The 24897-nt window shown below is 67.0% G+C and carries 26 protein-coding genes and 1 tRNA gene; 13 read left to right on the forward strand and 14 right to left on the reverse strand.

What is annotated here, in order from left to right; genetic code table 11:
• Positions 1 to 142 precede the first annotated feature (142 nt).
• The 3 genes from ACWC5O_RS11075 to ACWC5O_RS11085 all read left to right on the forward strand — a co-directional run bounded on the left by ACWC5O_RS11075 (position 143) and on the right by ACWC5O_RS11085 (position 3288).
• Positions 143 to 1609: a trypsin-like peptidase domain-containing protein gene (locus ACWC5O_RS11075; protein ID WP_450586176.1), complete on the forward strand. Its 1467-nt coding sequence runs from the start codon at positions 143 to 145 to the stop codon at positions 1607 to 1609.
• A gap of 546 nt (positions 1610 to 2155) precedes the next feature.
• The gene (locus ACWC5O_RS11080; protein WP_450586178.1) at positions 2156 to 2818 is read left to right on the forward strand and encodes a hypothetical protein; all 663 of its coding nucleotides are present in this window, start codon (positions 2156 to 2158) and stop codon (positions 2816 to 2818) included.
• A gap of 197 nt (positions 2819 to 3015) precedes the next feature.
• Positions 3016 to 3288, forward strand: a complete 273-nt coding sequence (locus ACWC5O_RS11085; RefSeq protein WP_450586180.1) for a hypothetical protein — start codon at positions 3016 to 3018, stop codon at positions 3286 to 3288.
• A 158-nt stretch (positions 3289 to 3446) separates the two neighbouring features.
• Here ACWC5O_RS11085 and ACWC5O_RS11090 read toward each other — a convergent pair whose 3' ends face one another.
• Positions 3447 to 3719: a YrhB domain-containing protein gene (locus tag ACWC5O_RS11090; protein WP_450586182.1), complete on the reverse strand. Its 273-nt coding sequence runs from the start codon at positions 3717 to 3719 to the stop codon at positions 3447 to 3449.
• 58 nt (positions 3720 to 3777) lie between these two features.
• Between ACWC5O_RS11090 and ACWC5O_RS11095 the strand changes: the two genes are divergently transcribed.
• A complete protein-coding gene (locus ACWC5O_RS11095; protein ID WP_450586183.1) occupies positions 3778 to 4548 on the forward strand; it encodes a transposase in 771 nt (256 codons plus the stop codon).
• 375 nt (positions 4549 to 4923) lie between these two features.
• A tRNA-Ser gene (locus ACWC5O_RS11100) sits at positions 4924 to 5008 on the forward strand.
• 137 nt (positions 5009 to 5145) lie between these two features.
• Here ACWC5O_RS11100 and ACWC5O_RS11105 read toward each other — a convergent pair.
• Both ACWC5O_RS11105 and ACWC5O_RS11110 read right to left on the reverse strand, forming a co-directional pair.
• The gene (locus tag ACWC5O_RS11105) at positions 5146 to 6522 is read right to left on the reverse strand and encodes a tyrosine-type recombinase/integrase (RefSeq protein WP_450586184.1); all 1377 of its coding nucleotides are present in this window, start codon (positions 6520 to 6522) and stop codon (positions 5146 to 5148) included.
• Between the two features lie 61 nt (positions 6523 to 6583).
• On the reverse strand, positions 6584 to 6769 hold the full coding sequence (locus ACWC5O_RS11110; protein WP_398216866.1) for a helix-turn-helix transcriptional regulator: 186 nt from the start codon (positions 6767 to 6769) through the stop codon (positions 6584 to 6586).
• 118 nt (positions 6770 to 6887) lie between these two features.
• Between ACWC5O_RS11110 and ACWC5O_RS11115 the strand changes: the two genes are divergently transcribed.
• Positions 6888 to 7295, forward strand: coding sequence for a hypothetical protein (locus tag ACWC5O_RS11115; protein ID WP_450586186.1), 408 nt, complete (start codon positions 6888 to 6890; stop codon positions 7293 to 7295).
• A gap of 259 nt (positions 7296 to 7554) precedes the next feature.
• Here the strand turns inward: ACWC5O_RS11115 and ACWC5O_RS11120 are convergent, their stop codons facing one another.
• The 10 genes from ACWC5O_RS11120 to ACWC5O_RS11165 form a co-directional block, all read right to left on the reverse strand.
• The gene (locus ACWC5O_RS11120) at positions 7555 to 8946 is read right to left on the reverse strand and encodes a DNA primase family protein (protein WP_450586188.1); all 1392 of its coding nucleotides are present in this window, start codon (positions 8944 to 8946) and stop codon (positions 7555 to 7557) included.
• Positions 8943 to 9302 carry a hypothetical protein gene (locus tag ACWC5O_RS11125; protein WP_450586190.1) on the reverse strand — a complete coding sequence of 120 codons (360 nt, stop codon included), beginning with the start codon at positions 9300 to 9302 and terminating at the stop codon, positions 8943 to 8945. The genes ACWC5O_RS11120 and ACWC5O_RS11125 overlap by 4 nt, the downstream gene beginning before the upstream one ends.
• On the reverse strand, positions 9299 to 10204 hold the full coding sequence (locus tag ACWC5O_RS11130; RefSeq protein ID WP_450586191.1) for a bifunctional DNA primase/polymerase: 906 nt from the start codon (positions 10202 to 10204) through the stop codon (positions 9299 to 9301). Before ACWC5O_RS11130 ends, ACWC5O_RS11125 begins: the two co-directional genes overlap by 4 nt.
• Positions 10205 to 10294: 90 nt before the next feature.
• Positions 10295 to 10744 (reverse strand): hypothetical protein, encoded by a 450-nt coding sequence (locus tag ACWC5O_RS11135; RefSeq protein WP_450586193.1) that lies wholly within the window; start codon positions 10742 to 10744, stop codon positions 10295 to 10297.
• 12 nt (positions 10745 to 10756) lie between these two features.
• Complete coding sequence (locus tag ACWC5O_RS11140) at positions 10757 to 11224, reverse strand: hypothetical protein (RefSeq protein WP_450586195.1); 468 nt, start codon at positions 11222 to 11224, stop codon at positions 10757 to 10759.
• 204 nt (positions 11225 to 11428) lie between these two features.
• A complete protein-coding gene (locus tag ACWC5O_RS11145; RefSeq protein ID WP_450586197.1) occupies positions 11429 to 13555 on the reverse strand; it encodes an FtsK/SpoIIIE domain-containing protein in 2127 nt (708 codons plus the stop codon).
• A 148-nt stretch (positions 13556 to 13703) separates the two neighbouring features.
• A complete protein-coding gene (locus ACWC5O_RS11150; RefSeq protein ID WP_450586199.1) occupies positions 13704 to 14021 on the reverse strand; it encodes a hypothetical protein in 318 nt (105 codons plus the stop codon).
• A gap of 49 nt (positions 14022 to 14070) precedes the next feature.
• The gene (locus tag ACWC5O_RS11155) at positions 14071 to 14940 is read right to left on the reverse strand and encodes a protein spdB (protein WP_450586201.1); all 870 of its coding nucleotides are present in this window, start codon (positions 14938 to 14940) and stop codon (positions 14071 to 14073) included.
• Complete coding sequence (locus ACWC5O_RS11160) at positions 14937 to 15380, reverse strand: Pycsar system effector family protein (RefSeq protein ID WP_450586203.1); 444 nt, start codon at positions 15378 to 15380, stop codon at positions 14937 to 14939. Before ACWC5O_RS11160 ends, ACWC5O_RS11155 begins: the two co-directional genes overlap by 4 nt.
• Complete coding sequence (locus ACWC5O_RS11165; RefSeq protein WP_450586204.1) at positions 15377 to 15640, reverse strand: DUF6284 family protein; 264 nt, start codon at positions 15638 to 15640, stop codon at positions 15377 to 15379. Before ACWC5O_RS11165 ends, ACWC5O_RS11160 begins: the two co-directional genes overlap by 4 nt.
• Before the next feature lie 577 nt (positions 15641 to 16217).
• On the opposite strand from ACWC5O_RS11165, the gene ACWC5O_RS11170 reads away from it, so the two are divergent.
• The 6 genes from ACWC5O_RS11170 (at position 16218) to ACWC5O_RS11195 (ending at position 23150) form a co-directional block, all read left to right on the forward strand.
• Entirely contained in the window at positions 16218 to 17012 is a 795-nt protein-coding gene (locus tag ACWC5O_RS11170; RefSeq protein WP_450586205.1) for a GntR family transcriptional regulator, read from the forward strand.
• A complete protein-coding gene (locus ACWC5O_RS11175; protein ID WP_450586207.1) occupies positions 17009 to 17683 on the forward strand; it encodes a YdcF family protein in 675 nt (224 codons plus the stop codon). The genes ACWC5O_RS11170 and ACWC5O_RS11175 overlap by 4 nt, the downstream gene beginning before the upstream one ends.
• 379 nt (positions 17684 to 18062) lie before the next feature.
• On the forward strand, positions 18063 to 18704 hold the full coding sequence (locus ACWC5O_RS11180) for a hypothetical protein (protein ID WP_450586209.1): 642 nt from the start codon (positions 18063 to 18065) through the stop codon (positions 18702 to 18704).
• Positions 18667 to 19857 carry a helix-turn-helix domain-containing protein gene (locus tag ACWC5O_RS11185; RefSeq protein WP_450586210.1) on the forward strand — a complete coding sequence of 397 codons (1191 nt, stop codon included), beginning with the start codon at positions 18667 to 18669 and terminating at the stop codon, positions 19855 to 19857. Before ACWC5O_RS11180 ends, ACWC5O_RS11185 begins: the two co-directional genes overlap by 38 nt.
• A gap of 207 nt (positions 19858 to 20064) precedes the next feature.
• Positions 20065 to 21885 (forward strand): DUF262 domain-containing protein, encoded by a 1821-nt coding sequence (locus ACWC5O_RS11190; protein ID WP_450586212.1) that lies wholly within the window; start codon positions 20065 to 20067, stop codon positions 21883 to 21885.
• A 578-nt stretch (positions 21886 to 22463) separates the two neighbouring features.
• Entirely contained in the window at positions 22464 to 23150 is a 687-nt protein-coding gene (locus ACWC5O_RS11195) for a hypothetical protein (RefSeq protein WP_450586213.1), read from the forward strand.
• Positions 23151 to 23181: 31 nt separating this feature from the next.
• On the opposite strand, the gene ACWC5O_RS11200 is transcribed toward ACWC5O_RS11195, so the two are convergent.
• Positions 23182 to 24054, reverse strand: coding sequence for a bifunctional DNA primase/polymerase (locus ACWC5O_RS11200; RefSeq protein WP_450586215.1), 873 nt, complete (start codon positions 24052 to 24054; stop codon positions 23182 to 23184).
• 368 nt (positions 24055 to 24422) lie between these two features.
• On the opposite strand from ACWC5O_RS11200, the gene ACWC5O_RS11205 reads away from it, so the two are divergent.
• A complete protein-coding gene (locus ACWC5O_RS11205) occupies positions 24423 to 24734 on the forward strand; it encodes a hypothetical protein (RefSeq protein WP_450586216.1) in 312 nt (103 codons plus the stop codon).
• Positions 24735 to 24897 lie beyond the last annotated feature (163 nt).

Here is a 24897-nt window from a genome sequence, read left to right on the forward strand (position 1 = left end):
TCTGACGGCCCGTGGGAAAAGCTGACTGCATACAAGCACCACGCAGGACCATGCACAGCTGTTCGCAACGGACCGACGACAGCGTGAACGAGCGTGACCGAGTGCGACCTATGACAACAGCCGTGGATCGAGGAGAAGAGCTGTGAGCACCGAGAACGAGGGCAACGCGGTACCCCCGGCGCCGTCCGCACCTCCCGTGCCGGTGGCATCTCCCGCAACCTCGCCGCAGGGCCCCGTGCCCGACGGAGCGCCGACGGCCCAGCTCCCGCCGGTGCCCCCGGGCACCCCGGGCGCGCCCGAGCAGGGCATGCCGGCCGCACCGGCCCACGAGGGTTCGCCCGCCGGACACCAGCCCCCCGCCGGCTACCCCGGCCCCGCCCCCGACGGCTCCTGGCCGCCGCCGGCCACGCCCGCCTACGGCGACGCCGGCTCCGGTGGCTCCGGCACCGTGTGGGGCGCGTCGTACCAGCAGCCCGCCCCCAAGCCCCGCAGCGGGCGTGGTGGGCTGGTCGCCGCGGTCCTGGTGGCCGCGCTGGTCGCGGGCGGTCTGGGCGGCGGCCTCGGCTACACCCTGGCCAAGGACAACGACAGCAACGGCTCCACCACCATCTCCGCCTCCGACAGCAGCGCCTCCCAGGTCAAGCGTGCCCCCGGCACGATCGCCAACGTGGCCGCCAGTGCGCTGCCGAGCACGGTCACCATCGAGGCGGAGAGCACCAGCGGCGAGGGCGGCACCGGCACCGGGTTCGTCTTCGACAAGCAGGGCCACATCGTCACCAACAACCACGTGGTGGCGGACGCCGTCGACGGCGGCAAGCTGACCGCGACGTTCCCCAACGGCAAGAAGTACGACGCCGAGATCGTCGGCCACGCCCAGGGCTACGACGTCGCCGTCATCAAGCTCAAGAACGCCCCCTCCGACCTCAAGCCCCTCGCCCTCGGCGACTCGGACAAGGTGGCCGTCGGCGACGAGACCATCGCCATCGGCGCCCCCTTCGGGCTGTCCAACACGGTCACCACGGGCATCATCAGCGCCAAGAACCGCCCGGTGGCCTCCAGTGACGGCAGCTCGTCCAGCAAGGCGTCCTACATGAGCGCCCTGCAGACCGACGCGTCCATCAACCCCGGCAACTCGGGTGGCCCGCTGCTGGACGCCTCCGGCTCGGTCATCGGCATCAACTCGGCCATCCAGTCCACCGGCAGCGGCGGATTCGGCTCCGGCCAGTCCGGTTCGATCGGCCTCGGCTTCGCGATCCCGATCAACCAGGCCAAGTATGTCGCCCAGCAGCTGATCAAGACCGGCAAGCCGGTGTACGCCAAGATCGGCGCCTCCGTCTCCCTGGAGGAGTCCACCGGCGGCGCGAAGATCACCGACCAGGGCGCGGGCGGCGCCGCCGCGGTCGAGTCGGGCGGCCCGGCCGACAAGGCAGGCCTCAAGCCCGGGGACGTCATCACCAAGCTCGACGACAACGTGATCGACAGCGGCCCGACCCTGATCGGCGAGATCTGGACCCACAAGCCCGGCGACAAGGTCGCGATCACCTACACGCGGGGCGGCCAGGAGCACACGGTGGACCTCACCCTCGGCTCCAGGGCGGGCGACAGCTGACCCGCACGCCCGCGCAGGGGCGCGGCCTCCCGGGAAAGTCCCGCCGGCCCGGCACAAGATCGGCCGACGGCGCCTCCTGAGCGGACCACGCCCCACGGCCGGCCCCGCTCCCGGTACTCTGTACCCGCTCCGCCCCAGGTGCGGCGTGAGCGAGGTGGGTTGCCCGAGCGGCCTAAGGGAACGGTCTTGAAAAACGTGAGGACGTGAAAGCGTCCCCGTGGGGTCGGATCCCACCGCCGCCGCAGGTCATAGACGTGCTGGTCAGAAGGGGTGTCCCTGGACGAGGGGCGCCCCTTCTGCATGGGGGCTGTCTCACCTTGATCCGGTCCTGTCACGTTGGGGATCAGTGCGTGTGGACCAGGCGTGGACCAAGAACCGGCGGACGAGGGCCAGGAACCTGCTGGCCAGACAAGGCGACCGGTTGCTCTGTGTGTACCTCAAATTACGCTCAGAATAGAGATCACTTCTTGATGCGAGCATGACCGGCCCGTAGTGTCCTGGTATCCGCCCGTGACCAAGGCGGATACCTGAACAGGGGGGATACCTATGAGCATCGGCATTCGTCGAACTGCTATCGCTTCCGGTACCGCGTTGCTGCTCTGCCTGGGAACCATCGGCACCGCAACTGCGGATGATGAGTTTCCGACGTCTACGACCAGTGACTCGGAGCAGGCCGTAACCGCCGGCGACGCTGTCGCGCAAGATGACGTCGACATCAATGACCGTGCCGACTGGGAGGACGGCGAGGCCAGCAGTGTTGTGAATCCCCACTACTGCGATGGCCCCCAGACCTGGATCGAGATCACGTCGAAGAAGAACTACCACGTGCCGTCCTGGTGGAACGGCACGAAGTACAAGAACGGCCCTGGCGGCAGCATGACTGTGACTGTCACCAAGGCTGGCACCATCTCGATGGAAATTTCAGCTGGCGCGGAAGCCGAGGCCGGCGTAGTGCTCGCCAAGGCCAAGACGAGCATCAGTGTCAAGGTTGCCGGAAGCGTGTCGGTCACGACCGGGCACAGCTACACGCACGCCATTCCCAGTCACAAATACGGCCACATGCAGTACGGTTCGTGGGGCTACAAGATCTCGTGGAAGAAGTTGCGACGGAGGGGCGACGGCTGCGGCACCCCGACCCTCGTCAAGAGCGGCACGGCTACGATCCCGACGTCTGAGACGGGCTGGAAGTATTGGGAAACCTCCTCATGAAACCACGGTCCAAGTGGCTACTCGGCACCGCGTTGGTTCCAGTGCTCTGTCTGACGGCTTGCACGTCGGACAAAGACTCCGCGCCTAAACACTCTGCGACACCGTCAAGTCATCCAAGCGCAGAGGCGTCGGCCGAGAAGAAGCTCACAAAACAAGCCCAGTCGGCACTCGACGCCGCTACTGATCAAGGTAAGTCGATGGTCGAGTCGGGGGTGGAACGTGTCTCGGACGGAATCCACACTCGGCCCGACGTTGCGACAGGCCGCGCCTACCAGCTGACTGTGGTCTGCGCCGGCAACGGCAATGCGGAGATCGCATTCACTCCGAGCAAGACGGCAGCGAAGAAGGCCGTTCCCTGCGATCAGTCCGTAGTCTTCGAGCGCTTCACCGGCACGAATGAGCTGAAGATCGATGTTCAGGGCAACTCGCAGGCAGTCGGGATGATTGCCTGGCGGATCAACACCGTGTAAGCCACCCGTCGGGGGGCCAGGGAGCTGCCGATAAATAACTCCTCGGTTTCTGGGGTCTGTTGGCCCGCAGGATAGGAGTTATTTGTCGACAGCTCCCTGGCTGGTCAGCGGCCTAAGGGTTGTCCCGTAACTGCGGTTGCGGGACAACCGTGGCCTCGTCAGGTGCTCGGGTTCCTCCACACATGCCGCTCGTCCAGGGTCCCGAATCGCACGTCTCCGCGTTCAAGGTCGACGAGGATGGGCCAGCAGTCCAGCAGCTGCTGTCTCACATCACGCGAGGCGAGGTACTGCACAGAGTTGTAGGGCACGATCAGGAGCCCGTTGCACTCTCGGACCCGCTCTGCATCGATGGCGAGAGGCGGCTCGGCATCGCGCTGGCTGCGCGCGAGAAACGCCACCGCGAGCTGCAGGGCCTCGTGCTGCTCCATCATCTGTCTCCAGTCCGTCGGCTCGAAGGAGGCACCCTAACCGGCCTGGGATGATCTTGGTGTGGCTGGTGTGATCACGGCATCGGAGCCGTCCTGGATAGCCCCGTTCACCGGGCTGAGCCCCCAATCCTTCGGGAAGCTGGTGACGGTTCTGCGGCGCGAGGGTGCGGACGCGGTCCGCAAGGGCCGGCCGTGGAGCCTTCCGCTGGAGGATCGGGCACTGCTGGTAGCGGCTTACTGGCGCACGAACTTGACGATGCGCCAGCTAGCGCCGCTGTTCGGGGTCTCGAAGTCGGCGGCGGACCGGATCATCGACCACCTCGGGCCGATGCTCGCGCTCCAGCCACGCACGCGGTTCGCCAAGGACACCGTGCTCATCGTGGACGGCACGTTGGTCCCCACTCGCGATCACAGCATCGCCGAGCGGTCGAAGAACTACCGGTACTCCACGAACCACCAGGTCGTCATCGACGCCGACACTCGCCTGGTCGTCGTGGTCGGTCGGCCGCTCGCCGGAAACCGCAACGACTGCAAGGCGTGGGAGGAGTCCGGTGCCAAGGCCGCCGTCGGCAAGACCACCACGATCGCCGACGGCGGCTACCCGGGTACCGGACTGGTCATCCCGCACCGTCGCGAGCGTGGCCAGAGCGAACTCCCGGACTGGAAAGAAGAACACAACAAGTCCCACAAGCAGGTCCGGGCCCGCGTCGAGCACGTCTTCGCCCGCATGAAGACCTGGAAGATCCTCCGCGACTGCCGCCTCAAAGGCGACGGCGTCCACCACGCCATGCTCGGCATCGCCCGGATGCACAACCTTGCCCTCGCCGGATAGGCCGACGGATGACACGCCATGCCTGAGGCGACTCAAAGATCATTTACGGGACAACCCTTAGTTGATCTAGCGAGAGTGACGGCAACGCTGACGGCAACCGCGGCACACAGACGCGCGGGCTCGCGCACCCAGGCCATCAGAGTGGGAAGCCGTCGGCACGCCCCATGGCCTGCTGCCCGATCCTACGGATCAGAAGGTCGCCTCTCCTAGGCTTGCACCTGTCGGGCTAGTGCCGCCGGCCAAGCGTCTGAGCGAAGCGGCGGCCCCGGGAGCGGGCAAAGCAGAGCCAGTGGACCCAGTGTGGACCACGGACCCCGCGCGAGGCCGGAGGCCGGTAGGCTGTAGCCCGCTCCGCCCCAGGTGGGACGGGGCCGAGGTGGGTTGCCCGAGCGGCCTAAGGGAACGGTCTTGAAAACCGTCGTGGCGCGAGTCACCGTGGGTTCAAATCCCACACCCACCGCGTAGCAGGTCAGAGACTTGCAGGTCAGAAGGGGTGCCACTCTCCGGAGCGGCACCCCTTCGGCGTGACCGTGTCTCACCCTGATTCGCCGGTATCCCACCTCTGACCAGCGCGTGCGGCCAACCTGCGGCCAGGATTCAGGCCCCCTTGGCCTCGCCCTCCTGCTCTGCCAACCCCTGCTCAATCAGGGCGTTCATCTTCGCTTCCTCGCCGTCCAGCACCTTGGCGTAGTAGCGCTGGAGAACGGCGACGCTCTGGCCCGCCCGACGGGCTGTCTCGGCAAGACTCACCCCCGAGCGGAGCCAGAACGACACACAAGCGTGCCGGAGGTCGTACGGGATCGCGGCCAGCGGGGAGGCGACTTGGGCGGGCGTGAGCACCTTCTTGCGGGCCTCCTTCCAAGCGGCGCCATACTCCTGTGAACGAATCGGCCCGCCACGTACGGCGCTGAAGAGTCGGCCCTCAGGAGTGGTCCCGAACGCGTCCAGATGTGCCCGCAGGATGGCGACCAGTACCGGCGGGATGGGTACGGGCCGTACCGCGCGGCGGGCCCGATGCTTCAGTTGCCGTTCCTCGTACGGCTTGCCGTCGTCCGTCCAGGCGGAACCCACCTGAGGGCGGGCACCAGAGAGCATGAGTCGGCCCCACCCCTCCTCCGGTAGTTCGCACTGGTCAGCACTCAGCATCGACACCTCTTCCGGGCGCATCGCCGCGTAGTAGATGCAGGCGAAGAACGCGACCAGGTGGGCACCGCGAGTGCCCTGTGCACGGACCGCGTCGAGCAGGGCTCGTGCCTGTACGGGCGTGGCGACGCTGCGCACGTCGAGTTCCTCGACTGCTTTGGGCGTCTCCCAGTGGACCCGGAGCAGAGGATTGCCAGGCAACAGCTCGTGTTCAACAGCCAGGCGCAGGCAGTTGCTCAGCACCGCGCGGCGGCGCCGAAAGGTGTTGGCGGCTGCGGACTTCCCGTCCTGTCGTTTGGCAAGGTGTTCCAGCACCGTGCGTACGCGCTTGGCGCTGTCTAGGTCGACCACGGCCGGCGCGTTGCGTTCCACCCAGGCCAGTGCCTTGGCTTCCGCCTCCGGTGGCTGTTGGCCGTGACGCCCAGCGTTGAAGGCCCACTGGTAGAGGGCACGGCGCAGGAGTTCGTCATCCGGGCGCCCCTTGCCCGTCGGACACAAGGCCATGGTGGCGATGGTCAGACTCTCCGCGATGCTCGCTCGGTGCTTCGCTGCCGCGGTTGGCCACTTTCGGGCAGCGTGGGCACGCGCGTGGGTGTACCAGCTCGTCCGGTTCCGCTCGCGCACCTCCGAGACGGGAAGCCCTGTCTCAGTGTCGAACGGCTCGCCTTTGCGTGTTGCCGTCAGCAGCTCTGCCCGACGGGCGTCCGCGAGCGTCTTGGTCGCGAACTTCTCGTGGAACTCGATTTCGTCGACCAGCCAGCGCAGTTGGAAAGGGGCGGACTTGCTGGAACGCTTACGGACACTCCAAAGGCGCACGTTGTAGCTGTGCATTGATCTCCCTCATTGGGAAGGGGCCCCGCCGCGTGGCGGGGCCCCTTCGGTCGGTCAACGTTCAGGCGGCGATCTCGTGCTTTGCCCACCACGCGTCCAAGTCGCTACGGCGGCAACGGATCTGTCCGTTCGGCAACTTGATGAGCTTTGGCGCCTTACCGCGGGCGCGCATCCGGTAGAAGGCGGCGCGGCTCATCTCGATCTCTTCAAGGACTTCGGCGAGCTTGAGCTTCTCGGTGCTGGCCAAGGCTGTGACTCCTTCTCGGGGAGAGGGGAGGACGGGCCGGGGTGTGATTGGCGTCCCGACGTTGTGGGGCCCGGCTCGCCCTTGCGGAAGGCAGGAGCGGGGGTGTCCGATAGGCGCCATGACTGAAGCGTTAGCGGCCCCTGGGGGCGCAGATGGATCGGACGATCAGGACCTTCTGTACCGGGACGGCGAGTGGACTCGGATTCCGCCGCCGATCTCGGGTGAGGGGGACTGGGACAAGGCAGTCTCTGAAGCCGGATACAGGGAATTTTTCGGGTCTGGCGACCCGGAAGCGAACTATGTGAGCATCCGCCTGTATCGGGGGCCGTCGAACTACCTGATCGATCTGTCATCGAATGTGTCGAGCGAGGTGGTGTATGCGGCCACGTTGCCGGACGCGATGGACCTTCTCGCCAAGTGGATGCCCGTCGTCAGCTCGGCGAGCTTGGGTTGCTTGCTTGCCGATCTTGACCAAGGCCAATCAGCGCTGGGCCAGTTGATCGTCAAAGCTCTCGGGAAGCAGTGAGGCCGCTTAGCCGCTGGCGCCGTTGGCGGGTTTGAGGCACGTGGCCGCCGGAGTCCCAACCGGTGCGGCCAACAATGCTGTGGGTCGCGGACCATCGCGGACCACCTTGCGTGACCTGCGCTTTTGATGGGGTGACTGTGCGGACCATCGCGGACCACGGAGCTTCGGCCGGTCCGCGGTGGTCCGCTTTGCGGTCCGGTGGAATCCGCAGGTCATGAGGGGTGGTCCGCGATGGTCCGCGACCCCGCGGATTGTGGAACTAGCTCTGGCCGGCTGCGCAGAGTGTGACCCCCGTGTAGGTGCGTACCCGGCTTTCGCCGTCGCGGGGGCGGGTGAGAGTGAGTTGGGGGATGACGGAGAGCAGGTTGCGGCCGAATACCTGTTTCGTGCCGGGACGGACGTTGTTGTCCTCAGCCCACTCACGCCAGACCGTCCACAAGGCGTCCACGGGGACAGAGCAGGAGGGCCCGGTGGTGCAGCGTTCACGGATGAACGCGCTGGTGGGTGAGGCGGTGTCCTGCATGGTGGTGACCGCTTCGCGGCTGGAGGCCGGTTCGGTGATCCGTCCCGTGTGCTGGAGTCGGGCGAGGCCTTCGAGTGCCCAGTTGAGGATGCCGGGCATCTCCGCGGTGAGCCGGTCGAAGAGGGTGGGGTCTTCCCTGCCCAGCCACGACACGGTCATGTTGAGTAGGACGAAGCGGCGGGCGATGACGCCGGAGGAGTCGCCGAAGTGCGGCAGTTCGTTGGACAGGATGACCAGCCGGGTGGGGAGCTTGCCGGTCCACACGGGGCGGTACTTGCGGTCGATGTCGATGGTGTCTTCACCGGAGATGGTCAGCAGCCGTTCGACGACTTGGCTGTTGTTGCTGTTGCCGTCCAGCCGGGCGTCGGCGATGACGGCGAGGGGCTTGCCGATCAGGGTGGACAGGCCGAAGTTCGTGCCGAGTCCGGCGAGGGTGGGGCCCGCGAGATTCTCCTTGCCGACCAGCTCTTTCAGGACGCGGGCGATGGTGCCCTTGCCGGAGCGGGAGGGGCCGACCATGAGCAGGATCTTCTGCTGGTCGGTGCGGCCGGAGAGGACGTAGCCGAACCACTCCTGAACGGTCCGGATGGCGTCGGGGTCGTTGGGCCAGATCTGGTGGAGGAAGCCTTCCCAGGTGGGGGCGGTGGCGGTGGGGTCGTAGGCGAACGGGACGGAGACCAGGTTGAAGAACCCGGGGCTGTGCGGCAGCAGGGCGCGGTCCCGGATGCGCAGCAGGCCGTTCTCACATGCCACCATCGGGCCGTCCGCCGTCTCTGTGTCCGTGCCATCGATCCAGGCGGGGGCGTCGGTGTCGGTCGGCAGGAGGGTGATGGAGCCGAGTGCGTCGAGCAGGTTGCTGATCTTCTGCTTCGTCGGTGACCAGTCGCGTTCCTCGAACTGTCCGTCCTTGACGGGCGCCTGGTAGACGGCGTGTTCCAGGCGCTCGTACATGCCCTTGCGGACCTGTTCTTCGTCCAGCTCCCGCCAGTGGGTTCCGGTCCAGCGCATCCACGAGCCGCGCCAGCGCCGGCGGACAAGCTGTCCGTCGTGGGTCTGCCAGGCGGGGATGATGCGCCGGGCAACGGCCAACGGGTTGGAGGGCGGGGGGAGTTGTTCCTGCTCGGTCATGCGGCGGTCCTCCCTTCCTGGGGAGTGCGGAGCGGGCACAGGTCGCGGTGTGCGGTGTGGTCGGCGATCAGGGCCAGTACGCGCTTGTGGCCGATGGCGCTGCGGTTGTGGCCGCACTCGCACCGTGAGGTGGCGGTGGGGGTGGCGCCCCGCGGGACGCTGATGTGCAGCCACGCGACGGGGTACCGGCCGTCTCCGGTCTGCGGGTCAGGACCAACAGCAGTGCGGACGCCCTGGCGGGCGGCGCCTGTCGGCTCGCCCACGGCCAGACGGGGCGCGGCCTGGTCGGCGGCGTGCGGGCTGGTCGGGGTGGGGGTGAGGCTTTTACCTGCGGGGCGGGGGCGGGGGCCGGTCATGCCGTCTCCCGGGGCCAAGCGGTGCGCAGGGAGTAGTCCAGGGCTTTGCGGATGGTGGCGCGGCACTCGCCCGGCGGCAGTCCGGCCGACTCGCCCCCGCAGGTAAAAGCCGCTTCGACCGTGGCGCGGTCGAGGTCTCCCCAGGCGACGAACCGGCCGACGGCCCGTACAGCGCGCAGGAGTTCGGCCTGGCGTCCGCCCTCGGGTGTGGTCGCCACGGCGTGCACCTCGCGTCGTAGAACGGCGGCGGCGTACCGGTCGGTGTCGCGGGCGAGGACCGGCAGGATCGGGGCCGTGGCGGGCTTCTGTGGGGCCGTCAGAGCCTTTTGGAGCCATTCGGGCAGGTTTGTAACGGGTTGGTCGTCCAGGACCGTGTAGGGGCCCTGTGGCGTGATGCTGCCGGGGGCGACGACCTGACCGCCCCATGCGCGGGTGTCGACCTTGGGCGTGAGCGTGCCCGTGGTGTTGGTGAACCGGACGCCGTTGGGGGCGGTGAAGTACAGGTGCTCTCCCCCGCTGGGGGTCCGGATGCGCCGGGTGAGGGGCGCGGCCTGCCCGGCGCGCTCGCAGAGCGCCTGGAAGTTGGCCGCGCCGTCAGGCGTGCCCTTTTCGTCTGTGGGCTTGAGGGTGTCGAGGTCGACGACCAGCAGATGGGCGGGGCCGGTGGCGATGCCGGCGTTGAACGGGCCCGAAGCCCAGCAGCGTTCGATGCGGCCGGGGTCGGTGGTGGCGCGCTGCTCGAACGTGCGGTGTCCGTCCGAGCAGTCGCCGGTTCGGGGGCAGCGGCGTTCCCCGTGCAGGGCGGGGACCTTGCTGCCGGGGCGGAGCGGGATGACGGGCCAGCCTTGTGCGGCGGCGTCCAGGGCCGCGCGCAGCAGCGCGGACCGGGCGGCATGGGTCATGCTGGGTGTCCTCCGGTTCGTGTGAGCGTGCCGGGTGAGCAAGGGCGGCCCCGGTTCTTTGGCGAGATGCGGGGGCCGCCCTTGGCGTCGCTACTGGTCGGTGAGCGTGAGGGCGTACTGCTGCCGGACGTAGGCGCGCGGGTCGCAGATCACGCCCGGCTGGTCGAGGTCGAGCAGGTAGAGCGCTGCTGCGTCGGCGGTCATGGTGGCGTCGCCGAACACGTCGGGCTCGTCCAGGAGCGCAATGCGGTCCAGGAGGGCGGCCTTGCGGAGGTAGAACTCACGCTCCAGCTCGGTGAAGCAACCGGCTTCGGCGAGGAAGCGGGCAGTCCAGCCGATCTCGCTGTTGATGCTGGGCGCGTTGGCGTAAGCCTGCTCGGGGGTGGGCCAGTCCTGCGCGGCGGGGCGGTGGTCGGCGGTGAGGTAGAGGCGGGTGCGCTTGCCGTCGCGGGCCAGGTAGCGGCGCACGTCGCCCGTCATGAACGCGGCGGCCACGCGGTCGGTGTCGGCGGTCTCGCAGATGACACGGATCTCGAACACGCAGGGCTCCTGTCAGCCGTTGAAGTGGTTGCGCTTGAAGATGGCTTTGCGGATGTTGACCGTGGTCCCGCCCGGGGCCTTGTGGGGTTTGAAGATCTGCACGGCGACGAACCCGCCGAAGCAGACGGCGGCGAGCGTGATGAGCTGGGTAACCAGCGCCGTGAGCGCGGTGATGAACGTGGTGAGCAGCAGCAGTCCGCCGCACACCGCGAGGAACCCCACGCCCCCCAGCGCGACGTTCACGGCCGCGCGGGAGACGGGCGGCTTCACCGCGACGACGGGGTCGGGCTGCACGGGGCTGAGCGAGTAGCCGGTGACGACACGGCCGTCGGGCAGGACGATGCTCGCCACGGTCGGCAGGGTGCCCGGCTGGAGCGGGGTGAGCGGCGCCGGCGTCACGACGGCGGGCTGCATCGGGGTCGGCTGGTGGACTTCCACGGCACGCTGTTCGGGCGTGTGGCGGGCAGGCTCGGGGTACATGCGGAATCCCTTCCGGGGCGGGTTCAGGGAGGCGGAAGCACCCCCTTCCGGGAGTGCTGTGGAGGGGGTTTTCGGGGTCTGGCCTGCGCCGCCTCCCTGCCTCCCTGAACGATTATCTGTGCAGGTCAGAGCCAGGGAGGCGGGTCAGGGAGGGGGTGAGGGAGTTCTCCCTGCCTCCCTGCCCCGAGCAGGGTTGGCTCCCTGTTATTCGGCGGTGGAAGCGGAACCCTCGCCGTCGCGGTTGGCGAGGGCGGCGGTGATGCGGTCGCGGGAGACGACCATGACCCCGTCGGACTTGTGGGGCTCGGCTCCGGCCGCGTCGAGGACGCGCTTGAGGTCGATGAACGACCACGAGCCGTAGGCGTCCTCGTTCAGCACGGCGAGGCGCTTGAGGACGTCCTTGGTGCGCACGCGGGACGCGTCGCCGACCACGGATGCGATGTCGGCGAGCGGGTCACGCTTCTCGCCCCGCTCGATGACGGTGAGCGTGGTGACCCCGTCGCGCAGGGCCTTGGCGCGGTCGGTGATGGCCACGGCGTCGTCGTCGTCGATGTAGTGCGTCCGCACCGTGATCGACGCCTGGCCCGCGGGGATGGCGATGCCGTCGGAGGCGACCACCAGCGTTCCCCGGTCCAGACCCGGACGCAGCAGGTTCGGGGCGGCGCCGCCGTCGACCGCCTTGTCCCCGAGCGCCATGCGGGCCTGAGACTCCGTGCCCAGCGCGAGGGAGGCGCGGGTGTGGGCGCCCTCGCGGACCAGCTTGGGAAGGTTCTGGTCGGTGGGGTCCTGGGTGCCCTGCCACATCAGCACGTTCACGGCACGGCCCTGGTTGTGAATCTTCCGGACGGCCATGAAGTACCGCGAGTTGGACTTGGAGCCGCCGTAGGGCCGCTTGTCCTCGTCCTTGAGCGGGCACATGAACGCCACCTGCGCCTCGTCCACCAGCACGATCAGGGGCGGGAACTGTGTTCCGGGCGGGGCCATCAGGCGGCGGTTCATCTCGTCGACGGCGCCCTCGACCATCTCGGTCACCTGGATCACGTGCTCATCCGTCGGCCCCTGGATCAGGGTGTCGGCGAGACCGTCGAACATGTTCCAGTCGCCCACGCCCTTGAGGTCGCCCATCAGGAAGCGCACCGACTTGTCCAGCGCCAGCCACAGCGCGAGGGAGCGCAGGGCGACCGTCTTGCCCTGGTTGGACAGGCCTGTGATGAGCAGGTGGCGCTGATACAGCGACAGGGCGGCAGCGTCCCCGCGCAGGTCCTGGCCCCACGGGGCGCGGCCCTTGGCGTAGTCGGCGGTCATCGTGTCGTCGGTGACCAGCGGGGACGGGCCAATCGGCTCATCCAGCGCGCCGGAGTCGGCGACCCACAGCCGGACCGTGCGCGCGGCCTGCGGGATCGTGATGAACACCTCGTGCTCGTGCCGGGTCAGGTTCTCCGCCAGCTTGCGGCGGCGCTGCTGCACCTCGTTCGTCGACACCCCCGAGGGAAGCGTGACGTCGACCTCGACCCCGCATCCCGCGATGCGGATCGGACCCAGCATCGACGCGCCGGCGTCGCCCATGTCCTTGATGGCGTTGCGCATCGCCGGGATGCCGAGATCCCGCAGGGCCTTGACGACGATGGACGGGGTGATCGGCTCGCCCTCCCCGTTGCGGACGTTGTCCGGCAGAGCCCAAGCGGGGGCGGCCTGCTGCTTGCTGCCGACCGCCCACAGCGCCAGCAGGGCGAACAGCGGACCGAGGACGACCGCGTACGGCCAGACGATCTGCACGATCCGGATCAGGGTCGCAATGAAGTCGATGACCGCCTTGATCGGGGTGACCACGTCTTTCACGTCGTGGCTGTTGATGGCCATGACCACCCCGAGGGCGACCAGCCCAGCGGCACCGGTCCCGACGCCGACCCCGAGACCCTTCGCGGCATCGAGCGGGGAGTGGAGCAGGTCCATACGGCGGCGGTGACGTGCCTCGCGGAAGCGCTGCCCGCGCTCTTCCCACTCAGCGGCGATCTCGTGGTTGCCGGCCGCTTCGGCGGCGCGCTGCATCCGCTCGTAGCGGGCCGGGGTGCGCGCCTCCCACGTGCGGCGGGCCACGATCCGGCCGCCGTTGAACGTGTACAGGCCGTGCCGGACGACCGTCCGCGCGGCGGTGCGGGTGTTCTCGTGGGTGACGGCGGTCTTCACCGCGCGGCCGGAGCGCACCCACAGCGGTATCGGCGCGGCCGGGGCGGGGTCGGGGACCACGGTCAGCGTGGTCACGGACGCCGACTCGGCCGCTCCGGCGGCGGGTTCGGTGTTCTTGTGCAGGTTGACGACGTTCTCGGACATGCTGAACTGACTCCTGACTGCCCTCATCGGGGCGGGAGTTGAAGGAAGGGTGCCGGGGCGGTCGGGTCCGTGGCAGGGACGACCGCCCCGGCAGTCGAGGCGAACGGGCGGCGGGCCGATCAGGCGGCGGCGCGGGCGGCGGGTGTGCTCACCACCACCCCGAGGACTTCTTGGCCGCCTTCTCCTTGGCGGCCTCCGTCACGATCCGGGCCCGCTCCATCTGCAACGCGGTCACCTCAGCGATCAGCCGGGTCTCAGCGGCCGTCGAGACGGCGTCCATCTGCTGTTCGGCGCGGTCGGTGCTCCTGCCCCGCATGACGCGGTAGGAGCCGCCGACCAGGCCACGCATGACCTGACGGCGTTCCTGGCTGGTCAGCGGCCACATCTCACCGTTGCGGACGGCTTCCAGCTTCCGGTTCGTCAGCCGGATCTCACGATCGAGGCGGCGGGTGTCGGGCTTACCCATGGTCAGCAACTCCCAGACGGGTCGAGGGTGTTGGGGGACGTGCCGGGCATCAGGCGGCCACCACGCGCTTCCACGCGGCCCTAAGGCGCACCTCGGAGGCGGAGTGACCGGACTGGCGGAAGCGGGCGGCCATCTCGCGGTAGGACAGGGCCGGGGTCCGGCTGTGACGGATCTCGTCGACCAGCGCGTCAAGCGCCGCGTCGGTGAGCGCGGGGCCGGACTCCAGCGCGGCAACGGGCTCCACCGGACCCCACACGGGCAGTTCCCAGCGGGGTGTGACGTCGGGCGTGACGCGGCTCGTCACGCTGGTCAGCGCCCTGCCGGTCTCCTCGCCCTGCCGCGCGCTCTCCAGCGTCGACCACGCCCCGGCAAGGGTCTTCGCGGTGCGCGCCTGGACGCGTGCGACGCGCGCCCCGGCAGCCGTCACGGCCGTCAGGCGGGTCTCCTCGGTCGTGGCGTCCGCGCGCAGCCGGGCGCGGGCCACGGCCGCCTCATCGCGCGCTTCCTGCTGAATGCCCCGGATGGCGTCGAGGGCGAGCGGTGTGAGGGCGGTGCGCTCCCACAGCCCGTGCACAAGCCACAGGGCCTTGGCGGCGATCGGCAGCCAGGCCACGGCCAGCCACGCCCCCGCGGACGTTTCGGCGGTGAGGGCGTGGGCGACCAGGACGCCGGAGGCGATGAGGCCGAACGACCAGCCGACGGCGGTCACGATGCGGTTGTGGTCGCCCTGCGCGGCCAGGCGCCGTTCGTAGGCGAGGGTGGCCAGCCAGCCGCCGTCGATGCCGAGTCCGACGACCAGGGCGATGGGCCACGGCACCGATGTGCCGAGCCACATCATGACCACGGCCAGGGTCAGCACCATGGACACGGCCGTCATCGCGACGGCGGGAAGCACGGTCTTGCCGTTACGCGCGTTCATCGCGCACCTCCGACAGTCAGCAGGGCGGCGAGGATGAGCAGGGCGCCGCCGGTCTGGGTGAGGTCGACCGCACGGCGCAGGCAGGTGAACTTGGCGACCGCGAGGCGCGACAGGCCGGCGACATCGGCGGCGAGACTGCCGCTGAGCGCGGCAGGGATCTCGTCGGCGGCCAGAGTGGCCCACAACGGGAAACCGTGCCGCCCCTTGAGGTTGGGCCGGGTCGAGCGCAGCAGCAGACCAGCCGCCGCGACCAGCGCCGCCATACCGGCCCCGCCCACGATCAGCGCGGGCAGGTTCAGGGGCAGGCTCTGGGCGATGGACCAGGCGCCGGCCAGCACCGCGCCGACGAACGCCAGCAACAGAGCCGTCTTGTTGTCGGTGCGGGCGATCTCCGCCTTCACCTCAGCATGCGCTGCGGCAAGCTTGTCGGTGGCGCTCACGCGGCACCCCCGGTCACGCCGAACGTGCGGTTGGCGAGCGTGCGCCGCTCGACCAGCACCCGGTTGCGGGCACGGCGGATGCGCCGGGCGTCCAGCTCGTTCGGGGTGCGGTCGAGGGTGACGATGTGCGCGTCGAGCAGGTCGACCTCCGCCAGGATCAGTGGAGACTCCAGCTCGATGGTGTCCAGCTCAGCGTCCGTCGGCTCCATGAAGTCGGCGAACGCGGTAACAACGTCCTGAACAGTGACGATGTGGTCCATTGGGTCGTGGTTCCTCTCACAGGGTGAACGGCCCGAACTGCGCCCCCGGTGTTCGAGCACCGGGGGCGCTTTCCGTTGGGGTCGGAATGTCCGGCTCCCCTCAACCCCTGCCGTGCGGACTCTGCGAGAGCGGGCCCGAACGGTAGAGGGAGGCAACCGGCGCAGCGTGAGCCGCCGCGAGGCTGGAAGCGAGTGGACCGAGCAATTACTCAGGCGACGCCGGAAGGTCCGTCACGGCGACGCCCAAAGATGTCGTTGGAACATCGGAACTCCTGTCGGTTGAGGGACACGGGACAAGCACTGCAAGGGGGACCTTGTCCCCACTCTCCGGCCGTTGCTCGCGGTCACCGGGCCACCTCGCCAGTACGGGCCGAAACCCTGTTCCACCTGGCCTTTAGCGGGATTGCAGCGTCCCCGCCCTCTGCATTCGTGCGGCCTGGAGGCAACCCAAAGAAGGCTCCTTCCGGCCCGCTGTCCTAGGACTGCGGGCGGCCTGAGAAGAAGATGGCACGCAGTCCTAGGACTGTCAACAGTCCTAGGACTGTGCTTCACTGGTTCGCGTCGAGAGGAGTTCTGCGTGGCACCGAAGTGGCGCGACCTGGCGGACAGGTTCGCGGAGCAGATCAAGAGCGGTGAGCGACCGCCGGGCGCCCAGTTGCCCCAGATCAGAGACCTAGTTGAGGCCGGGGAAGGCTCCAAGGAAACCGTCCACAAGGCATACAAGGCCTTGGAGGCCGAAGGTCTTGTGACCTCTACGCGCGGACATGGCACCGTGGTGCGTCCGCGTACGCCGCTCAAGCGGCTCGGCATCGCCCGGTATGACAAGGCGAAGTGGCGCGACGGCGATGAGGTCGCGTTCATCGCTGACCGGGTCGCATCTGGTCGCGCGTACAAGCGCGATGAGCAGACGCAGACTGTGAGCCGCGTCCAGGCGGACAGCCTTGTTGCGGCGGGGCTCGGCGTCCCACTCGGCTCTGAGGTGTATGCGCGGGCGCGCCTCGTGAAGGAGGGGACGCAGCCGACTCATACCCTGACCAGCTACTACAGGCCGGAGCATGTCGAGGGGACGCGAATCGTCGACCCCACCCCGGGCCCTGCCGGCCGTGGCGGCGGGTACCGGGTCCTCTACGACGCCGGTTACGAGATCGACCACATGAGAGAGGCTCTGTTCGCCCGCAACCCCACGCCTAACGAGGTACAGCTCCTACAGCTCCCCGTCAGTGAGCCTGTGGTTGAGCTGCACAGGACCACGTACACGGCAGACGGCACGGTGGTCGAGTTTGCAGTGGGTGTCCACTCGGCTTCTCGATTCGCGTGGGAGTACGACTTCAAGGTTCCGGACTCAGCGCACGACAGGAAGGGACAGGAATGATCTCGGCACAGTCATGGGCGGACGCCCGGATTCTGTGGGACTACCACCGCATGCACCACGACCTACGGCCCTGCTCGGTGGCCGTCGGTCTGGGCAGTCACGATCTGGGAGTGGCTGACGTGACGGCGGAGCTGTACCACCAGGGCATGGCGCCAGTCATCGTGTTCACAGGGTCCACCAGCCCCACGACCCGGGCGCGCATGCCGCGTGGTGAGGCCGTCCACTACCGCGAGCGAGCGTTGCAGCTCGGCGTGCCCGATTCGGCGGTACTCCTGGAGCCGCGCGCCACGAGTACCGGCGAGAACATCGAGTTCACGAAGGCGGTGCTAGCTGACGCCGGAGTTAAGGTCTCGTCCGTCCTGCTCGTGAGCAAGCCGTACGAGGAACGGCGCTCATACGCCATGATGCGGAAGCTCTGGCCCGACGTTGAAGTGGTCTGTGCGTCCACGTCGATGGGTCTGGAAGAGTACGCGGACTCCATCGGAGACGCTCGCATGGTCATCGACATGATCGTGGGCGCCCTGCAACGCGTGCTCGTCCTCCCCGGCTTGGGCGCGGCCATCGAGCAGGAAGTGCCGAATTCCGTCGTTGCCGCCTACGAGCGACTGTGTGTCGCGGGCTTCACCAGCCGACTCCTGCCGGCAGACGTTGCCGCCCGCCCTGGCACGTGAGGGCGGCGGGGCCGCGCCGGCGGCAGACCCCTGCGGCCATCCTCTGGCCAAGATGGGCGAGCCGGTAGGACGCAACACAACGTAGGTACAGGTCAAGGCACATCCCGCCCGGCGAAACCGGATGGTCTACATGAACGCCGGCTTCACCCTGGTTCGCGGCGTAGACCTCCCGCACCGCAAGTCAGGCGCCCTCTTCCAGCGTGCTACCAGCTGGGTTCCTACCTGAAGCACTGATTTGGTGTACCGGCTGCTGTGAGTCAACCGGTACGCCCGCAGCAGCGACCTTCACTCAACTGGGTCCGCAACTCGTTCGGATGAACGAAGACGCACGTGCCCTGATCATTGATGGAGTGCGCTGGGCGGTTATAAAATAACCGCCATGCTCACACCTGAGGACGCTGCCTTCATCACTGCGGCTACTGAGGGTCTGGCGGACCCTCTCTACGAAGCACTCGATCACGGCTACACCGCCGCTCATGCCCACTACGACGACGCCGGCATGATCGGCGAGGGTTACACCAAGGGGCGCACCGACCTGGCCCGAGACCATGCGCGCCGCTTCATCGAGCAGCGACGGGGGGAGTTCCTCGACCTCGGCGGTTGGGAGCCGATCAAGAACTCCAGTGGGCGGCTGCACCTGCGCAACGGGATGATGACTCTGCGGCTCCTGCATGCGACGCCGTTTGACTTGGTTCCGGCCCCGGGCCGGAACAAGGCGCGGATCAGCTACTACTACAATCGAACAGTCGACCTATTTGGGGTGGAGGCCAGCAACCTCCTCGCTGTGTGGCTGTCCCCTCCCGCTGAGGGCGGCGAGATCTCGGTGCGTATCGTTCGTCCAATCGGTGAGTGGAAGCCGGGACGCGCTCCGAAGTTCGACCTCGACTTCGAGCTCCCTAGGAACACTGAGTCGTTCACCGGCTGGGAGTTCATCCCCGACGACAAGGGCCTAGTCCTGCCCTTCGAGTTCGAAGAAGATCAGCGTGAAGAGGGTGAAGGAAGTGGCACGGGATCCAGCTGAGCGCATTCGAACCCTGAGGCTCCTCATGGGGCTCACTCAGGGTGAGCTCGCGCAAGCTGCTGGTGTGTCACAGCCGCTGATCTCGCAGATCCAGAAGGGCATCAAACTCGTCACAGACGACGTGCTCGTGCGCATCGCCGAGGCGACCGGCACGCCGATGTCGTTCTTCGAGGTCGACCCCGCTGACCTTCCTGCCGACACGCTGATGTTCCGGAAGAAGGCCAGCGCGTCGGCCAAGGAGGTAGCCAGGGTGGAGGCGACGGTCAGGGAGGCGTACCGAGTCTCGGTGCGCCTCATGGCCGAAACCAAGGTGCGTCGGACCACACTCCCGCGGGCGGAGGGCGACATTACGTCCGACGACATCGAGGACCTTGCCGCGCAGACCCGCGCTGCGTTGGGCATTGGCTCGGATGGCGTGATTGGGCACGTCATCCGAGCCTGTGAGCGTGCCGGCCTCCCTGTGGTCCCCCTCCTACTGGTGGACTCGCAAGGGCACGGCGAGGACATCGTCGTGGGGCATTCCGGTGCCTCTTGCTGGCGCGGCACGACTGAGCCATCCATGATCAGCTACTTTTCCGCCGGCAGTGGCGACAGGCAGCGCTTCACAACAGCGCACGAGCTGGGCCATCTGGTGCTACATCCCGCACGTCGTAACGGACTGGACGCTAAGAGTGCCGAGAGTGAGGCTCACCGATTTGCCGGCGCCTTCTTGCTGCCTCGGGAGCGGGCAAATGAGGCGTTCACGGGACCGTTGATGTTGAGGGAGTTTGCCGCGCTCAAAAAGCGTTGGGGTATCTCAATTCAGGCTCTTATCAACAGAGCCTACGATCTCGGGCATATCGACCAGACCCGCCGGGAAAGTCTCTACAAGCAACTTGGCGCCCGTGGATGGAGGACGAACGAGCCTGTCATGGTCCACGCGGAGCAGCCAACGTTGCTGAGAGCCATGTTGGGTCGGAAGTACGGCGAGCCGCCGTCTCTACTTCAAGCCTCCGAAGGTTTGGGGCTCCACCCAGTACTCATGCGGTCACTGGCACCAGATGTCACGGAAGACCCGGCACCACGCGCAATGGCCGATGTCATCAGCCTTGGCGATCGACGCCGGCAATCCTCCCGCCTACAGGCTCTTGATCCGAGACGGCAAGAACTGTGAGTCACTAACGCGTCAAACGATTGAGTGCAGGCCCGAAGACGCGTCAACCGTTTGGCGCTTCGACACGAGGTGATGTTGTCCCGGCCCCGTGTCACGACCGGGACGACTCACAAAGAGGACTTGCGTGTGGGCGCTCGCAAGCGCGGACCCTTGAGGTTGCGCTACCGTTCACCTCGACGCATTTCGTGACGAGGCGTGGGGGTCGGAATGGCAGAGGCAACTTCGAGCAATGACCTGATTCCAATCAAGAGTCAGACAAAGACGATCCAGAATTGCTTCCGAGAATTCCTGTACGAGGTTCCCAACTTTCAGCGACCCTACAGTTGGACACAGGAGCAGCTCGGCGATTTCTGGAACGATGTGATCCTAGCAAAGGGGGATTTCTTCTTCGGCTCTACGGTGACGTGGGTCAGCGAGAAAAGGGCTCTTTTTAACGATACGTACTCAATTATCGACGGCCAACAAAGGCTCACCACGAGCACAATCCTGCTGTCGGTTGTTCGCGACACACTTAGAGACGTCGCCGATAAGTACGATGACGTCGATGAGTTCGACACGAATACGGCCACTAGTCAAGCGACGGCTACTCAGAAGTACCTGATCATCGAGGACGATGACGGCAAGAGTCATCCGGTTTTGCGTCGGCCTGAGCCTATGTTCTACGAAAAGATTCAGAAACCGAGCGCCATTCCATCGGGGGAAAAGTGGAATGGGAGCGCTACACGAATCGGAGAGGCTCGATCCTTCTTTGAGGAGAAGATTCTCGCCGCGATCAATGGGTTGACTCCGAGCGAACAGGTCGAACGCCTTAAGGAAATTCGATCAAACGCCTTGAAGGCGCGCGTAATCCAGGTTGAATTGGCGTCCGAGGAAGACGGATTCCTGGTCTTCGAGACGCTGAATACGCGCGGGTCAGACTTGCGACTATCCGACCTTGTCAAGAACCTACTGATTCGCGGTGGAGCCACAGGTGCCGACGATCGAAAAGCGATCGCAGACCGCTGGGACCGACTAGTCGACTGCGTTCAGCTAGGACGTGTGAACGCAGATGTTGTCGACAGGTTCATTTGGCAGTCATGGAACTCGCGACGTGAGGCGGTGAAGGAACCTGAACTTTTCAAGAAGATTAGTAGCATGGTGATCGCCAATCCAGCCGCACACGTCTCCTACCTGGAGGAACTCGAACGAGATGCGGAAACTTATGCACTGCTAGAAGACGAAAGTGTGCAGGTTCAGTCAAAAGTCAACGGAATACGCAACGCCTTCGCATTCCCGGAGTTCGTTGACAGTGTTCGCGCACTCGCAATTTTCAACGTCTCAGTGGCTAACTCTACGATCCTCGCTGTAGCCCGCAAGTTCCGAGAGACGAACTTGATCAAGCAGGCGCAGGTTATCGAAGCCCTTCGGCTCGTCGAAGCTTTCCATTTCCAGTACACCGCACTGACGAATGGCGGCTCCACGGGCGGCACTCGAAGTCGATATAATCGTTTCGCTGTTCGCTTGGAGAATGCAAAGTCCGTCGGCGATGTCGCGTCGGCTATCACGGATTTGAGAGTGAAACTTCGCACAAGTCTGCCCGATCGCGCGAGAGCACTAAAAGAGTTCTGCTCTCTGTTCTATGCGCCCTCACTTCAGCTCACCCAGAAGCAGAAACTCCGGTCTCGTAAGATTTTCATCGCTTATGTACTGATGTCGTTCGCGAAGCGAGAAAACTTGCTGCCAGCGGGTCAGAATCTCACGACGTGGTCAATTGAGCACATCAAGCCACAGTCGAATGCCTCAGCAAAATACGACGATCCAGTCTATTCGATTGGCAATCTGACGCTACTCACCGAACGCCTTAACTCTGCCCTTGGAGATGCACCGCTATCGGTCAAGGCTGCGAAACTCAAGACAGGGAGTGCGTTTTTCGATCCGGAACTCGCCTCATGGGAAGCGAGCGGCAACGATTCTCCATCTAATGCCCAGATTGAGGCGAGGTCACTTTCCCTGGCGACCGACGCGTTGGATCGGGTGTGGAGCCTGTAGCACAGAAATCCTCCGCGCCAGTCGCGCCTAGCTACTGTTACTCCAGCCGGCCGGCACGCGACTGCCATTCTCTGTAACGCCACGTGAGTGCCTCGGCGTGTGGGCGTCGAGGCAACCCACGAAGGTGCGGCGTCCCTGAACACGGCTAGCCCAGACCCCCTCAGGCTGAGGTGATAGGGAGCGCACGTGGCCAACCTGCGGCCAAAGACCCCTGGATGAGGTCACCGCAACTGTGAACAACCAGCTCAAGGGCGCAATCGCTGACAGCACCTGGCCGGTCTTGAAAACCGTCGTGGCAGCGATGTCACCGTGGGTTCAAATCCCACACCCACCGCGTAGTTGAACGGCCCCGGACCGGGCTCATCGGTCCGGGGCCGTTGCTGTCGTCCCGGGGGAGGGGCCTTCCGGTTCTGGTCTGTTCTGGCCTGTGCACGTCACATGATCCGTGCGGGGTGACGGCACTGTCCCGAGTTGGTGACACAGGCTGTTCGGGTGGTGCGGTGAGCGCGGGGAGGGCGTTACGGTCCCGATCCGGGAGCGGCCGGTCGGGCCGCCCGTGACCAGGGGGGACGTCCCAGATGAATGCCCATCGCCTCAGACCCGTTGCCGTCGCGCTCACAGCCGTCGCGCTGGCCGCCGTACTCACCGGATGCCAGGGGGACGACTCCGCCGCGGGGGCCTCCGACGCGCCGAAGGCCGGGGCCACGGCCGGTTCGGCGACGCCCGGTACGGCAGGCGGTACCAGCAAGGGCAGCGGCACCGGCACGGGAAGCGGCAAGGACACCAGCACCGGAACCGGCAAGGGCGGGGGCACGGCGGGTACGGGCGCCACCGCGGCCGCGACGCCCGCCGGCAAGGGCACCGGATCGGGCAAGTCCGCGGCACCGGCCGCCGACTGTGTCACCAAGGCGCCGGACCCGGACCACTACGACCCCGACGAGTTCGCCCTCTACCGCATCGAGGAACTCCCGGGCAGCACCGGCAAGGTGAACCTCGTCATCCAGCACGGCGCCTGGGGATGCGCCGGTGGGGACAGTGACGGCAAGCCGTTCGTCGTCAGCGGCGAGGAGGCCCGCTGGGCCATGGACCAGGCCGCGTACGTCACCGCCACCAACCCCGTCACCGGCAGCAGCACGAACCAGCGCATCGGTGTGGGGGAGCTGATGGACTGGGTCAAGGCCCACCCCGACTCCGGCCTGGTGTTCAAGTACGAGACCGGCGCCGACGGTTCCATCGACCGGCTGGAGCAGGTCTACGCGCCGTAACCACCCCATCACCCGCCCTGGTTCCCCGGCCTCACTCCCGATGTCCCGCCATCCGGGCCGCCGACGCGATCGTCGCGCGGGCCTCGTGTTCGGACAGGCCGGTGCTGACGGCCGCCTCGACCAGGGGGTCGAGCAGGGCGGGGCCGAGCCCGTTCTCGTAGGCGCGGCAGGCCGCCCAGAACAGGCGGGTGTTGCGCTGGCCCGCGTGTGCGGTCAGGACGAACTGGACCAGGCCGCGCCCGTGGTCACCGGTCGAGGGCGCTGCCGGGTGCGTGGCGCGGGGCGGGGGCAGCAGCAGCCGTAGCAGGGCCGGCGGGCAGGCGGCGGGGGCCAGGTGCGCGGTGCCGGGCGCGGCGGCGTACACGCCGTGGGCGGTGCGGGAGCCGGGGCCCACGAGGTAGCCGCCGGCGCCCCGGATGTCGATGCCGGGAGCCAGCCGGCCGGCCGAGTTGGGGACGACGACGTCCGGCGGGCCGGTCAGCCATAGATGGCGGCCGCCGCTCGGGGTGAGGACGACGACCGTCTCGGGAATCGTGAACAGATGCCGCAGCGCCAGTTCGCGCAGTGCGGCCGAGGAGTCCGTGCCGGACTTGGTGTCGAGGTCGACACCGATGAGGTGGTGCGGGGGCAGCCCGCAGGCGATGCCGTAGCCGGTGGCCCAGGGCGCGGCGGCGAACAGCTCGCGGATGCGGACCGGGTCGGTGGAGGCGTCGTACACACCGTGGCCGAAGCGGCCGCACTCGCCGTGACAGGGCGGCCCCACCGGTTCCGGGGCGTCGCGGTGCGGGGAGCGCAGGGCCGGGAGTTTCGTCCGGGACAGGGGGATGACGGCCAGTCCGCGTTCGGCGGCTGACAGGGCGTGTGCGAGGGCCAGCGTCGTGGCCTGCCGGTCGGTGGTGGCCATGCCTCCATGTTCGTACGCATGTTCGAAAAAAGGAAGGGGGGTCGGCGGTGACGCGCCGGGCCGAGAAGATTGGCCGGAAATGCGCCGGAACGATTCATCTCTTGTGGTGCTTGACGGGTGAAGGTGTGGCCTGTGCCGTGACATGACCTGAGATGACCAAAGGTGGCGAAAAGGGTTTATCGACTTGTCATCACGCTTGCGTGCGAATCGGGTCTTCCGGGGTGGTTCGCCGGGATTCGGTGGGCAACTCTGGATGCGCGACGTCGTTCACGAAAACCCGAGGCGGTCGGCCAACTGCCTTGGTGCAGGGCTTAATTGGCGCATCCTCGGCCTCGGTGCCGAGAGTGTTCTGTTCTGGAGGAACAAACATGGCAAGCATCCGTACCGCCCGCGTTCTCGCCGCCGTCTCCGCTCTTCCGCTCGCAGCCGCCCTCTTCGCCGGTGTCGCTGCCGCGGACAACGGCGCCTTCGCGGACAACGGATCGAACGCCGGCGTGGCGAGCATCATCGGCAGCGGTGTCGGCCACGACAACAACGGAAACTCGTCCACCACCCAGCAGAACGCGGTCGGCTCCGGCGCCTCGAACCAGAGCAACACCGCACAGGTCAACGGATCCGCCTGGACGGCCCTCCAGCAGGGCAACGAGAACGTCGCCGTCCACTTCACCAACCTGTGGTGAGCCGCGGTCGAGGCCCCTCTCGCTGAGGGTCCTCGTGGGGTGTGCTTCGGGGTCGTAACGCGTCTGTGCGGCGGTGCTTCGGTGCCGCCGCGCAGACGTTTTCCGGTGCGCGGTTCCGGGCGGACGACCTTGACACGGAGCACTATCTGACGGACAGTCAGAA

The organism is Streptomyces sp. NPDC001450 (genome assembly GCF_053597295.1).